Raw genomic sequence first — 12,557 nt, forward strand, 5'->3', positions numbered from 1 at the left:
TTTCCGCCATCCATGGCGGTCACACACCGTCCTGGGCTGGTCACCGGGGCTCCCAATTAAAACGAGAAAGGCCCCCCATAGCGGGTGGCCTTTTTTCGTTTTAGCTAGCAACTTGCGTTGCTATCTCATTGGGTAACTAAACCCATCAGAAAACAGTATCGAAGTAGCACTGCGTTGACTGTAAGGTAACAAACCATCCCTGGTGCTACGTCCAGCCGGTTCCTTGTGCCTTCAGCAAAAAGTCCAGGTCGGGCTTCCTCTGCCCTCCCGTTCACCACTCAATGAGCTTCACGTTTTCGCTCATTTCGGGCGTGGTTCACCCTGTACCGTCGTTCCGCCCTAGCCGAGCTTCGCGCCCTCGCTCGTCTCCAGACGGCCTCACCTTATCCGCGGTGGTCAAATAAATTACTATTCACCGTAACTCAGTTTTATGGATAGCGATTAACGCCGCTCAGTTTTGCAAAACAAGTCGGAAATCATATTCGTCTAAATCCGGTGTGTAGCACTTACTATAACGACGGAAATTAACGGATTGCCAAGTTTCCTTGTTAAGTAAAGCGGAGATTGTCTGCACATTATTCTTGGTAACCGGCTGTAACCTTGTGCTGATTTGCACACCGAGTTCCTGTTTAAAATCGATACCATTGGCATGATCCAGTAACAGAGCCATAGTCCAGCCTCCTTCCATAAAGTGACCACCAAAACTGACCAATACTTGTCCATCTCTAACGGCATTCAAAGCGGCATGTGACCAGTCAAAAGTTCCAATGACTGGTTGGTAGGGGGGATCTTGCTGACGTGCAATAGCGAGCACCCCCTCCGCGATATCCATCCCTGCGGTCCAGTAGGCATCCACACGGCCAACCCGATCCAGTAGTGCCTGAGTAAGCTTCGCAGCGCTATTTGCACTCCAGTCACTGTTCATTGTCGGAAGCCATTCGATGCCTTTTGGAGTTCTTTCACGTTGAGATTCTTTTCGCATACGCTGCATGGCTCGATTGTAACCTGTCAAGCGTGTACGACTGACAGTTGATTGATGAGCTCCAGAAATCGCTACAATAGAGCTAACGCTGCGTTGTGCTGCCAATAATGTCGCCAGTTCCTGACCCGCTTGCTCGTCATCTGGGGTCATATGACCTATCCATGCTGAATACTGCTCTCTGGGCATACCTATTGTTGCATATCCGCGCTTTTCCAGACTGGTGTTGATTGAAAAGTAGGGAATGTTGTGGGCTTCAATCAGTTCGAGCAGGCTTTCTTCGCCATTTGAGTAAAAAATTCCCACAATATAATCTGGTGGAGTGGCAGTGGTCAGTTTTTCATTGATCAGCTCAAGGAAGCTAAATCGATTGTGATATTGTTGTTGGATAGGAATCGTTTCAATATCAATCCCTAACCCTTCGGCGACATGTTCAGTAAAAGATTTTTGTAAATGCCAAAAAGAACCTTGTGCACCTTGTGGGTAAAAATACAGTACTTTCAGAGGACGCGTGGTTTCGTCAACGGTGATATCAGCACAGGTTTTTGCCAAGCTTTGCGTTGGATACGGAAACATGAGCAATATCAAAGCGAGTTTGAAAGCAGTGAAAAATCTACAATAAATAACGTGATAGGGACTAAGCAAATTGGTCGCTTGAATAGACAACAAAAGATGATCCAATGATAGTTAAACACGCGCTGATAGAGTAATTTTTTTAACAAGCTCGCACGGTCGGTAGATGTCCGGGGTGAGATACTGAAGGCAGGCGCCGGGCTTAATTTTGCGTGCTACAAAGTATTATCGTTAAAAAATTGCATCACCTGATTTTTGTCAAATACAACAGGAAAAGAGGCTAACCAGTCCAGTGCCGGTTCTATCTCATCAAAAAATTGATGCTCTATGTCTGCCTGCTCATAGCCTGCACTCAACTGGCGTACAATGGTTTTCGGGTACTCGGTGTCTTTCAGGACAATGGCCAGTGCAGTCAAACCAAAGCTTTTGCGCCTTGCTGTCTCTCGTACAAATACTTCAAACGCGTCCGGAGGCATCAGGCTTTCACCGTATAAACAGCTTAACTGAACCCATGGCTGTGTTTGGTCAACGTCTTTAAGAACACTACCCAGCCGTTTCGAACCACGCCGCAAACTTGGATCGTTCCAGGGGCCGCGAGCAACAAAGGTGACAAATTGGCCAAAGCGATCAACAAGATACTCGCCGTGTTCAAGCATCAGAACCTCCAAATGATGACTTACCTACATAAACCGGGAAGCAGTTTGCTGCCGCTTTACAAATAATCGAATAAACGGGATCAATAGATGCCATTGCAATAAGTGATAACGTCGCCTATTTCCTTTAGTAAAGTGTGAACATTCATGTTGGTCAAGGAGCATCCTGTGAACCCCTTTACCTTTAGTGCCGTTGCTAAGTTACATGTAGAGGTCGGCGCAGCAATTCATTTGGTCTCTCACTGCGAACGCTTTGCAGCCAGACGTGTATTGGTTGTAACGGATGCGGGTATTATCCGCGCTGGCTTGCTTATCGATACCGTAACCGAGTTTGCCAACCAGGATGTGCAGTTATGTGTGTTTGATAAAGTAGAAGCCGATCCCAGTGAAGCAACGGTACTGCAAGCGGTTGACGTTGCTAAAGCCCAGGAAGTGGATGTTGTGATCGGGTTTGGTGGTGGTAGCGCGATGGATGTTGCCAAGTTAGTTGCTGTGCTGGCTCACCGCGACAATCAACAATCCTTAGCTGACATGTACGGTGTTGATCAACTCTCCGGACCACGTTTGCCATTGATTCAGGTACCTACCACCGCAGGTACAGGCTCCGAAGTCACCCCCATTGCAATAATCACCACGGGCGGTACAACCAAAGCCGGCGTTGTGTCTTCTACATTACTGCCGGATGTGGCGGTGCTGGACGCAAACCTTACTCGGGGGCTTCCTGCTCACGTTACGGCGGCAACAGGCATCGATGCAATGGTGCATGCCATTGAAGCATTCACCAGCAAGGTAAAGAAAAATCCGATCTCCGACATGTTTGCGCTTGAGGCGCTGCGCCTATTGTCAGACAGTGTGCGTGTAGCCGTCAAAGACGGAAATGATCTACAAGCCCGCGAGAAGGCGCTATTGGGCGCCAATCTCGCCGGTCAGGCATTTGCGAACGCACCGGTCGCCGCGGTTCATGCGCTGGCCTATCCGTTGGGCGGGCACTTCCATATACCTCATGGGCTGAGCAACGCGTTGGTATTACCCCATGTGATGCGATTTAATCTGCCAGCCTGTGCAACAGCGTATGCGCAACTGGCAGAAGTGATGATCCCTGCCCAAGTGCAGGCTGAGATGGATCACGAGGCCAAGGCCAATACGTTGATCGATTGGCTGGCCGAACTGGTCACAGAATGTGGTCTACCCGATACGCTAAGCGATTGTAATGTTCCGCAATCCAGCCTGGCAGCGTTAGCCGGTGATGCCATGTTGCAGCAGCGATTGCTGATCAATAATCCCCGCGAAGTGACTGAGCAGGACGCACTGGCGATCTATCAGGCGGCCTATCAATGAATGACCAACAGATGACCCGACAACAGTTCGCTTGCTTTTATCCTGTTACGACCCGTTGGCATGACAATGATGTCTATGGTCATGTAAACAACGTCACGTATTACAGTTTTTTTGATTCAGCGGTAAACCGTTACCTGATCGAAGAAGGGGGACTGGATATTCACACCGCCCCGGTGGTGGCCTTTGTGGTCGAGTCCCAATGTCGGTATTTCCAGCCAATCGCGTACCCACAAGACATTCATATTGGTGTTAGTGTCAGCAAATTGGGTGCTCGCTCTGTCACCTACCAGTTGGGCGTTTTTGTTGGTGATGAGACGATGCCCAGGGCGCAGGGCAGCTTTGTTCATGTGTTTGTTGATCGTACAACCCAGCGCGCCGTTGCGATTCCCGACAATCAACGTCGGGCACTGCAGCTGTTGCTGCAGGATCCATCTCAGTGAAAGTCGCGAGATTTTCCGGCTAATCCGTCGGCCAGGTGATCAAGACGCTCAAGCTTGCCCGCAACAATATGGGTAACGCCACCGTCGCCACGTTCCAGAATGCCCCTTACCATCAGCAGGCGTGAGTTAAGAAATGCCTGTTTCTGGGCCCGCGCAGTGGCTTTCCACACGATCACATTGATATTGCCGGTATCGTCTTCCAGTGTCACAAATGTCACCCCGCCAGCAGTACCCGGCGCTTGCCGCCCAATCACCATACCGCAGACGGTGACCACAGTCTGGGCTGGATGTTGATGCAATGTGCTGGCACAGATGTGTTTTGGCAGCATACCTTGTTCACGGAGCAGGCGGATAGGGTGATGCTTCAGTGACACCGTCGTGGCCGCATAATCTTCCAGCATATCAGCCATCGGCTCAGGCGCGTTGTCGAACAAGAATAATTGATGTTGTTGTTTAAACAGGGGCAAGGTCGAGGTGGTATCCATCAATGCCCATCGGGCAGCATAACGATTGTCATGCACAGTGTGCAGCGCATTGGCGCTGGCCAACGCTTCCAGTTGTTCACGGGATAAGCCCACTTGCTGGAGCTGGGCAACGTCCTTGAAGCCCACTTTGGGACGTTGCACAGTCAATTGCTTCATCGCGCTTTCTGACACCCCCTTTACGAGTCGCAAACCGAGGCGAATGGCCTGTTGTTGTTCATGTTCAACCCATTGATGATCCCAATCAGACTGATTCACACACACGGGGAGTACGGTAATGTCGTGCCGCCGCGCGTCCTGTATCAGTTGGGCTGGGGCATAGAAACCCATCGGCCAACTGTTGAGCAGGGCAACATAAAAGGCCACCGGATAGTGGCATTTCAGCCATGAAGATACGTAGGCCAGCACCGCAAAGGAGGCTGAATGAGACTCCGGGAAACCGTATTCGCCAAAGCCCAGAATTTGATTAAACAGACGCTCTGCAAACGCTTCGCTATACCCTCGCTGGCGCATGCCGTCGATAAGCTTGTGTTTAAATTGCATCAACTGACCATTTTTCTTCCAACTGGCCATGGCCCGACGTAGTTGATCCGCTTCACCACCACTGAATCCGGCGGCGACCATCGCCAGTTGGATCACCTGCTCCTGAAAAATGGGAACGCCCATGGTGCGACTGAGTACCTGCTCGACGTCCTTGGACGGGTATTCAACGGCCTCCAGGCCATCCCGTCGTTTTAAGTAGGGGTGAACCATGTCCCCCTGGATCGGACCGGGACGAACGATGGCAATTTGCACCACCAAATCGTAATAACAGGCAGGTTTGAGTCGTGGCAGCATGCTCATTTGGGCGCGGGATTCTATTTGGAACACGCCGACGGTATCGGCGCGCTGGATCATGGCATACACGTCGGGGTCATCGTCCTGACGGGTAATATCGGCAATCTGCAACACCCGCTGTTGATGTTGCTCAATCAGATCAAACGCCTTACGTATCGCGGTCAACATGCCCAGTGCCAATACGTCCACTTTGAGCAGGCCCAGTGACTCGAGGTCGTCTTTGTCCCACTGGATCACCGTACGCTCAGGCATGGCTGCATTTTCAACCGGCACCAGGTGATAGAGCGGACCGGCGGAGATGACAAAGCCGCCGACGTGCTGTGACAAGTGGCGGGGGAATCCCATCAGCTCGTTAACCCGTTGAATAAATTGCAAGCCGCGGTGGCTATCAGGGTCCAGCCCGAGTTCGGTGATTTGTGTTTGCCAATCCAACCCTCTATCTCGTCGGTTGATATGCTTGATAAAGTAATCCAGCTGGGTTTCTGCCAGTCCTAGCGCCTTACCCACATCACGCAGGGCGCTTTTGAAGCGGTAACAGATCACCGTGGCCGCCAGTGCTGTGCGCTCGCGACCGTATTTACGGTAAATGTATTGAATGACTTCTTCCCGGCGCTCATGTTCAAAATCAACATCAATGTCGGGTGGCTCATTACGCTCTTTGGAAATGAAACGCTCGAACAGCACATTAATTTGACGGGGGTCCACCGCGGTGATCTCAAGGCAGTAGCAGACCACGGAATTAGCCGCAGACCCGCGCCCTTGGTACAGAATGTGTTGTGATTTGGCAAACTGCACAATGTCATGAATGGTCAGGAAAAAGTACTCATAGTTTTGCTCATGGATCAGGCGTAACTCTTTTTCAATAATGTCACGTATGTTTTGCGTTAATCCTTCGGGAAAGCGTTGCTGCACCCCGGCTTCCACCAGAGTGCGTAAGTATGAGCGAGGCGTATGTCCGGGTGGGATCAGCTCTGCCGGGTATTCATAGCGTAACTCGTCAAGGCTGAATTGACAGCGCCGCGCAATGTCGACACTGGCCTGCAACCAGCGGTCTGGAAACAGCGTTGCCAGTTTTTCCCGACTGCGCAACGAACGTTCGGTGTTGGTGATCAGGGCTTCACCCAACTGATCGACCGGCTGTTTGTGTGATATGGCGGTCATGATGTGTTGTAGGGGTTGACGTTCAGGATGGTGAAACAGTACACCGCCACAGGCACAAACCGGTAAATCCCAGTGTGCAGATAATGCCTCGACGGCACGCTGTCGCTGAGCATCATGTCCGTCTAACCAGCGGGTAAATCCTATCCATAGACGCTGGCGGTGATGCTGACTTAGCCAGCGTCCCCAGTGCGCATCCCGTTCGGGTTGCAAGCTGGGTAACCACAGTAAGAAACAATGCCGCAAGGTACGCCAGTCCCACAGGTCAAGACGATAGCTGCCTTTATCCGCGCGGCGGCGTGCTTGGGTGATCACCCGGCACAATTCGGTATACGCCTGCCGGTCAGGGCATAACACCACACACTGTAAGTCGTCCATACACAGCAGGCTCCCAACGATTAACTGCACAGCCAATTGTTGGTCCCGTTGTTCAGTGTAAGCGCGTACCACACCGGCCACAGAGCATTCATCGGTGATGGCCAGCGCCCGGTATCCGAGAAAGTGAGCTTGTCGCATCAGCTCTTCAGGATGGGATGCGCCCTTAAGAAAGGAAAAATTCGACTGACAAAATAGCTCGGCGTACTGCATAAAAAAGACCGTTACATGGATTAACTGAACAACCCGTGGATAAACCATTGTTGCTGGGGAGTACGAAACAGCCATAACCATTCCCCCCGGCCATTGCAGCCAACGAAGTAATCCCGGATCACGGCCTGATTGTCCCACCAACCGGTGGCAATCCGTTCCGGGCCGTGTAGCAGGGTGACCTTGTGGGTCAGTGGCTTTGGTGGGGTTAGCAGCAGGCTAGGACGCAGGAGAGCCATGTGATCACTTACCGGGGCTTTCAGTTGCATCGGTCTGAGTGGCGCATGCTGCACTGTGGCATATTCGGGGCGCGGGTCGTCGCCAGGCAGGATCTGAAAAACGGCATCCTCACCCAATCGGGCCTGCAGTTGGGAAACCAGTTGCAAGCACGACAACGCGCCTTGTTGCCCGCTAAAGAGGTCCTGTTTGTCAGGTTGGCGGATATAAGCATGACCACCTTTCAGTGTCAGCCCGTAGACCGGCGCTTCCAGCGTGAGGGTTTCTAATTTTAATCGGCACAGGGTCTGCCAGGCCGTTAAGCGATACTCGCCAACCGCGCTGCGAACAATCACGGTTTGTGGCTCGGCATCCCGGTGATGAAGCACAAGGGTGATTTCCTCGCTCAATTGATCCCGCAGTTTCAGGAAGTGGCTTAATTGACCGAGCAGTTGTGCTACCGGCACCAGCAAGGCATTGATATCTTCAATGTCGTACAACAGTTCCAGATAACGTTCGAAGCGCTCTGACGGCTGATAGAAAGAGACCGGTTGTTGGAAGCTACCCTTGATCCTCCCCAGATAGGTGACCAGCGTGTGATCATAGCGTTGTGCCAGTTCATTCAATGGCAATGCCATCAGATCACCCAACCGCTTTACGCCCACTCTGGCTAAAGAATGAATGGTCTTTCTTTCCAGATCCGTGTTGCTTAAAGGCACGGTGGCCAACGCCCGCTGATGAACGTCAGCATCCTGATGTCGCTGATCCCAGCCATAACGGGCGAGCAGGCGAGCGGCCTGAGGTGTGGGGCCGGTGGCATAGTGGTAATGCAACCGTAAGGATTGTAGATGACTGTTCAGGGCGTGCCAGTAGCCCTCAAGTCCACCATACAGGGATAGCATGGTGTGAATGCGCAGCAACAATCCATCCGGTTGAAAAGGGCAGATGTCGCCAGTGACCAGGTATAACCACTGAGCAACGTCCAGCAGTGTCTTGTGCGTGATATCCGGTGAATAAGGAATGACTTGAAGGGACTGGCACAGGGCACTGGCATGTCCCAGCCCCATGCCCTTACGAATGCCAGCCTGGTAAGCCTGGGTGTTATATTGCACTACGGCATTGACCGCAGCATCAACAATCACGACTGGCCGCTGAAGATCTTGCTGATGATAGAGGGTATCCATCTGCAGCTTGGGAAAGTGCAGGTATAACCATAATCCGTGCATTAGCCGGTCCGTGACTGAGGAAAAGCAATGACGTTATTGGTGTTTTTACGGATGCGCATCAAGTCAGGCCAGCGGCTCGCCATGTTGACCCTAATGTGGCGATTGGCGACACCCCCTCGCTGCTTACGCAGTGTGATCGCCAGACCTTGCTCATCCGGGCTGAGGCTCAGCGCCAGTGGGACAGGAAGGGAGTGTGTACGGGCGTTGGGGGACTGCAACTGAATGTACAGTGCATCGCCTTGTTCAGCCGCTAATTGCAGCCGTTTACTTTGCGCGACCGTAACACCCTGATACCAGCACAACACACTGTGACAACAACCGCTACGCAAACATTGCTCGGCAGCCCACAGTCGCTCTGCGGTGCTGTTGGGTTGAATGATCAACACGCGGTCCAGCGCGATGTCTGCCGACTGCCAGAATGTTGCACACAGTGCATGTGGCGGCGCAATGAAGATCAGTAAACGTTCATCGTGATGGCGGAGTTGCAGGGTGGGCAACAGCAAACGCAGTTCACCGATGCCCAGCGGCGTGTGCAGATCAATCATTCCACGCTCTGGCAAGCCTCCGTCCAGTAATCTATCCAGCCCACTAAAGCCACTGCCTTTTGCCGGACGTACAGTGGCCTGTTGGCGGGCTTGCCAGACGAGTTGCTTTTGCTTCATTTCTTCAAGGGTCATGTTCATACATTATACTGTACATCCATACAGTATAATGATCAAACAAATGCAATCGCTCAACCCTCTGAATAATGCTAAGTTGCTGAAAGAAAAATTGAAAAAGTGACACTCGTATGCGGCACTGATTTTTGCATTCAGTCGCCATCGACGCCACACTGTGCAAGTTCCCCTTTTTTGAGAAAACAACATGGGCTATTGGTTATTTAAGAGTGAGCCCGATGCTTTCAGCATCGATGACCTGGCAGCGGCACAGACGGAGCCCTGGGACGGTATCCGTAACTATCAGGCCAGAAACTTCCTGCGTGATGAGGTTAAGGTTGGTGACCTCGTGTTTATTTACCATTCCAGCTGCAAGCATGTAGGCATTGCCGGACTGGCAGAAGTGGTAAAGGCGGGGTATCCGGATGATAGCCAGTTTGATCCCGAGTCGAAATACTACGACCCTAAGGCGTCACCGGACAATCCGCGATGGTATCGGGTTGACGTGGGGTTTAAACAAAAATTTGCTCAAATCCTGCCCCTCAGTGCCATCAAGCAAATGCCAGACATTCAGCAGTTAGGACTGGTAAAAAAAGGTCATCGTCTCTCGATCATGCCGGTGGATGAAAAGGAATTTGCGCGCTTGTTAGCCGCTTGTCAGGCCGATGGCGCTTCCGCTTCCGCGGAGGTTTGACGATTCTTCAGACGTAATGACTCCGAGGTCAGATTATGGCAGGCTGAGATAAAGCCACTGATAGCGTTTTTACACCAAGGTACCCGAACCTCTGATGGCTGACGGGCAATGAATTTGTTGATCCGTTCCATATCATATTGACTGCGCTGAAGGGCTTTATGGATGGCTTCTTCGACAGTGGCCCCTGATTCGCAGCACTGCATCACCACAAATTCCACATGATTGAGAATAAACTTGCACAGCTCATAGTCATCGGCACTGACCAATGCATGCTTCTGCAGCCCCTCAAGCCGGGCAAGGTAGGTGTTTTGCAGTTGCGTCGACAAGTTCATCAGGGTTGTCAGGCAAAAACGGGTTTGCTTTTCATGGTAGCGAAGCGAGTGCTTTAACTGGGTGACTTCCCGCACCAGATTCTGGGAGCGCAGAAACATAAAGATCATCACCAAAACCAATAAGCCGATAATGGAAAACGCGATGATCATGATGTACTCCTGAATGCGATGGCTATCCCCTTCAGTGTGAAGGGGTGCCTTGATGTTGCTGAATAAATTGTTCGATATTGTCTGCCAGCACCGATAAAGGCACTGAGCCGTGGGCCAGTACGGCATCATGGAAAGCGCGCAAGTCGAAGCGCTCACCTAAACGCTGCTCGGCCAGTTGCCGTAAACGTTTAATTTCCAATTCACCAATTTTATAGCTCAGCGCCTGGGCTGGCCAGGAAATATAGCGATCAATCTCGGTCTTCACATTGTGGGCTGACAATGCGGTGTTTTCCATCATGTAATCCAGTGCTTGCTGACGGGTCCAACCTTTCATGTGCATACCGGTATCCACCACCAGTCTGCAGGCGCGCCACATCTCATAGCTTAAACGACCAAATTCGTCATACGGGGTCTCGTAAAACCCGATCTCTTTGCCCAGGTATTCGGAGTACAGCCCCCATCCTTCGCCAAACGCGGAGATGTAGGTGTAGCGACGTACCGGCGGCAAATCGGACATCTCCCGGGCCAGCGATATCTGCAAATGGTGACCGGGTACCGCTTCGTGCAGGGTCAGCGCCGGAATCGCGTATAAAGGGCGCTTGTCTAATGCATAGGTGTTGACCCAGTAATAGCCGGGTTCATCATCGCGGGTGGGCGAGATGTACCGTCCGGTGGTGTACTTGGGTGCGATACTCTCTGGTACCGGTGCAACGCCATAGGGGGTGCGTGGCAGGGTGTAAAACAACTTGGGCAGTAAGCCGTCGATCTTTTTCGAGTAATACGCGGCGTGCTTGAGCAGCGCCTGGGCCGAAGGTGCATAGAACTGCGGATCGGTGCGCAAAAAGTGAATAAAGGCATTGATATCACCCTCAAAGCCCAGCTCGTCGATCACCTGTTGCATTTCGCCCCGAATGCGCGCCACTTCCTCCACGCCAATGGCATGAATCTCGTCGGCCGAAAGGCTTGTTGTGGTGTAATACTCCGCACGATTTTGGTAGTAGGCTTTGCCTTGTGGCCACTGGCTGGCAGCGATGCCGGTTTTGGCCTGAGGAATGTATTCATCCACCAGGAATTGATAGAAACGCTGGTATGCAGGCATGACAACCTGTGCAATGTGTTCACGAGCCTGAGCTTGCAGACTGGCTTGCTGGGCATCACCGATCGCATCGGGCAATGATTGCAACGGAGTGTAGAACGGACTGTCTTCAGCGCTACCTTCGAAAAAGGGCTGCACGGAGTCTTCAAAACCGGCTAAAACCGCTTTTGGCTGGACCATGTTGACCTTCATACCTTCGCGCATCCAGGCAATCTGCTGATCAAAATAAGGCCCGATGGCCGCCAGCCGTTTAAGGTAGTTGGAGACATCCTCGGCCGTTTTAAACCGGGCAATCTGGGGCAACATGGCAATGGCACTGTGAAAGCCATATTCAGAAGTGATCGGTACAAAGTGGGCATTAAACCGATACTCATCCAGGTAGTTTTGCAACCGGCGCTGTTGCATCATCACGGTGATTTGTTCGCTGCGTGTCAATGCGGCTGAATCGATGGCCTGAAGTCGCTCCAGAAAGGCGCTGTAGCTGCGATTTTGCGCGGCCAGCGCATCCGCAGAGTTGTCGGCCAGTTGATCATCATAATCGTGCACACCCATCGACGTTGCGTAGGTAGGAGACACCTTCAATTCATATTGCCAGATTTCTTCCAGCAGATTGGAAAGGGTATCCGATGGCGATGAGGCCAGGGCAACGGTTGGCAATAAAAGCCACAGAACAGCAAACAATCGGCGCATAAAAGTGGATCCTGAAGTCGGGCAATCAGCTGGCTAGAGTATTACACGGCGCGGTTGATTGCCAGACGCTCGTCGCCGCGACAGTGCGCTTTATCGAAGTCAGGATTTGGGCGGATAAACCGGACCGGGAAAGACCGTCACCTTGTCCGACAGTTCACTGATCTTGGCCGAACCTTGCTTTTTGACTTCATCAATACGCAGTACGTTGTGCATCGGGATGTAAGTGCGATTAACGTCACCAAATTCAGATTTGAGTTTCTCGTGACTGGGATCAACGACCACTCGGCTGTGGGTATCCCAGACAAAGTCGCCAATTTCGACAAAACCAAACATGGCACCTTGGCTGACTTCACGGACATAGACCTCATACCGTTCACCATTACTGATGAATTGCACGCGGAACAGTGGGTGTTTTTCAGACATAGCGCATAACAGGTCGTTGAATGAACAAG

General features: G+C 51.8%; 11 protein-coding genes. 3 read left to right on the forward strand and 8 right to left on the reverse strand.

Annotation, left to right across the window (positions count from 1 at the left end):
- Positions 1–451 precede the first annotated feature (451 nt).
- Together LJ739_RS14610 and LJ739_RS14615 are read right to left on the reverse strand one after the other, a co-directional pair.
- A complete protein-coding gene (locus LJ739_RS14610) occupies positions 452–1,648 on the reverse strand; it encodes an ABC transporter substrate-binding protein (protein WP_229161688.1) in 1,197 nt (398 codons plus the stop codon).
- 119 nt (positions 1,649–1,767) lie between these two features.
- Entirely contained in the window at positions 1,768–2,208 is a 441-nt protein-coding gene (locus LJ739_RS14615; protein WP_229161690.1) for a hypothetical protein, read from the reverse strand.
- A gap of 165 nt (positions 2,209–2,373) precedes the next feature.
- On the opposite strand from LJ739_RS14615, the gene LJ739_RS14620 reads away from it, so the two are divergent.
- Positions 2,374–3,543, forward strand: a complete 1,170-nt coding sequence (locus tag LJ739_RS14620; protein WP_229161692.1) for an iron-containing alcohol dehydrogenase — start codon at positions 2,374–2,376, stop codon at positions 3,541–3,543.
- Positions 3,540–3,983, forward strand: a complete 444-nt coding sequence (locus tag LJ739_RS14625; RefSeq protein ID WP_229161694.1) for an acyl-CoA thioesterase — start codon at positions 3,540–3,542, stop codon at positions 3,981–3,983. Before LJ739_RS14620 ends, LJ739_RS14625 begins: the two co-directional genes overlap by 4 nt.
- Here LJ739_RS14625 and LJ739_RS14630 read toward each other — a convergent pair.
- Genes LJ739_RS14630 through imuA form a run of 3 tightly spaced genes read right to left on the reverse strand, consistent with a single transcriptional unit; the run spans position 3,977 to position 9,170 of the window.
- A complete protein-coding gene (locus LJ739_RS14630) occupies positions 3,977–7,048 on the reverse strand; it encodes an error-prone DNA polymerase (RefSeq protein ID WP_229161696.1) in 3,072 nt (1,023 codons plus the stop codon). The two genes, LJ739_RS14625 and LJ739_RS14630, sit on opposite strands and share 7 nt — an antisense overlap.
- A gap of 20 nt (positions 7,049–7,068) precedes the next feature.
- Positions 7,069–8,487, reverse strand: coding sequence for a Y-family DNA polymerase (locus LJ739_RS14635; RefSeq protein ID WP_229161697.1), 1,419 nt, complete (start codon positions 8,485–8,487; stop codon positions 7,069–7,071).
- On the reverse strand, positions 8,487–9,170 hold the full coding sequence (imuA, locus tag LJ739_RS14640) for a translesion DNA synthesis-associated protein ImuA (RefSeq protein WP_229161698.1): 684 nt from the start codon (positions 9,168–9,170) through the stop codon (positions 8,487–8,489). Before imuA ends, LJ739_RS14635 begins: the two co-directional genes overlap by 1 nt.
- Before the next feature lie 181 nt (positions 9,171–9,351).
- On the opposite strand from imuA, the gene LJ739_RS14645 reads away from it, so the two are divergent.
- Positions 9,352–9,837 (forward strand): EVE domain-containing protein, encoded by a 486-nt coding sequence (locus LJ739_RS14645; RefSeq protein ID WP_229161699.1) that lies wholly within the window; start codon positions 9,352–9,354, stop codon positions 9,835–9,837.
- Here the strand turns inward: LJ739_RS14645 and LJ739_RS14650 are convergent.
- The 3 genes from LJ739_RS14650 to LJ739_RS14660 all read right to left on the reverse strand — a co-directional run bounded on the left by LJ739_RS14650 (position 9,801) and on the right by LJ739_RS14660 (position 12,528).
- Positions 9,801–10,319: a hypothetical protein gene (locus LJ739_RS14650; RefSeq protein ID WP_229161700.1), complete on the reverse strand. Its 519-nt coding sequence runs from the start codon at positions 10,317–10,319 to the stop codon at positions 9,801–9,803. The genes LJ739_RS14645 and LJ739_RS14650 overlap by 37 nt on opposite strands.
- Before the next feature lie 31 nt (positions 10,320–10,350).
- Positions 10,351–12,105: a DUF885 domain-containing protein gene (locus LJ739_RS14655; protein ID WP_229161702.1), complete on the reverse strand. Its 1,755-nt coding sequence runs from the start codon at positions 12,103–12,105 to the stop codon at positions 10,351–10,353.
- A gap of 99 nt (positions 12,106–12,204) precedes the next feature.
- Complete coding sequence (locus tag LJ739_RS14660; protein ID WP_229161705.1) at positions 12,205–12,528, reverse strand: DUF1820 family protein; 324 nt, start codon at positions 12,526–12,528, stop codon at positions 12,205–12,207.
- Between the last annotated feature and the right edge of the window lie 29 nt (positions 12,529–12,557).

The organism is Fluctibacter halophilus (assembly GCF_020687825.1).
GTDB classification, from domain to species: Bacteria; Pseudomonadota; Gammaproteobacteria; order Enterobacterales; family Alteromonadaceae; genus Fluctibacter; species Fluctibacter halophilus.

Coding starts and splice junctions, on each gene's coding strand:
- LJ739_RS14655 (WP_229161702.1), bottom strand. CDS start 12,105: ATGCGCCGATTGTTTGCTGTTCTGTGGCTTTTATTGCCAACCGTTGCC.
- imuA (WP_229161698.1), bottom strand. CDS start 9,170: ATGAACATGACCCTTGAAGAAATGAAGCAAAAGCAACTCGTCTGGCAA.
- LJ739_RS14625 (WP_229161694.1), top strand. CDS start 3,540: ATGAATGACCAACAGATGACCCGACAACAGTTCGCTTGCTTTTATCCT.
- LJ739_RS14650 (WP_229161700.1), bottom strand. CDS start 10,319: ATGATCATCGCGTTTTCCATTATCGGCTTATTGGTTTTGGTGATGATC.
- LJ739_RS14660 (WP_229161705.1), bottom strand. CDS start 12,528: ATGTCTGAAAAACACCCACTGTTCCGCGTGCAATTCATCAGTAATGGT.
- LJ739_RS14630 (WP_229161696.1), bottom strand. CDS start 7,048: ATGCAGTACGCCGAGCTATTTTGTCAGTCGAATTTTTCCTTTCTTAAG.
- LJ739_RS14615 (WP_229161690.1), bottom strand. CDS start 2,208: ATGCTTGAACACGGCGAGTATCTTGTTGATCGCTTTGGCCAATTTGTC.
- LJ739_RS14635 (WP_229161697.1), bottom strand. CDS start 8,487: ATGCACGGATTATGGTTATACCTGCACTTTCCCAAGCTGCAGATGGAT.
- LJ739_RS14645 (WP_229161699.1), top strand. CDS start 9,352: ATGGGCTATTGGTTATTTAAGAGTGAGCCCGATGCTTTCAGCATCGAT.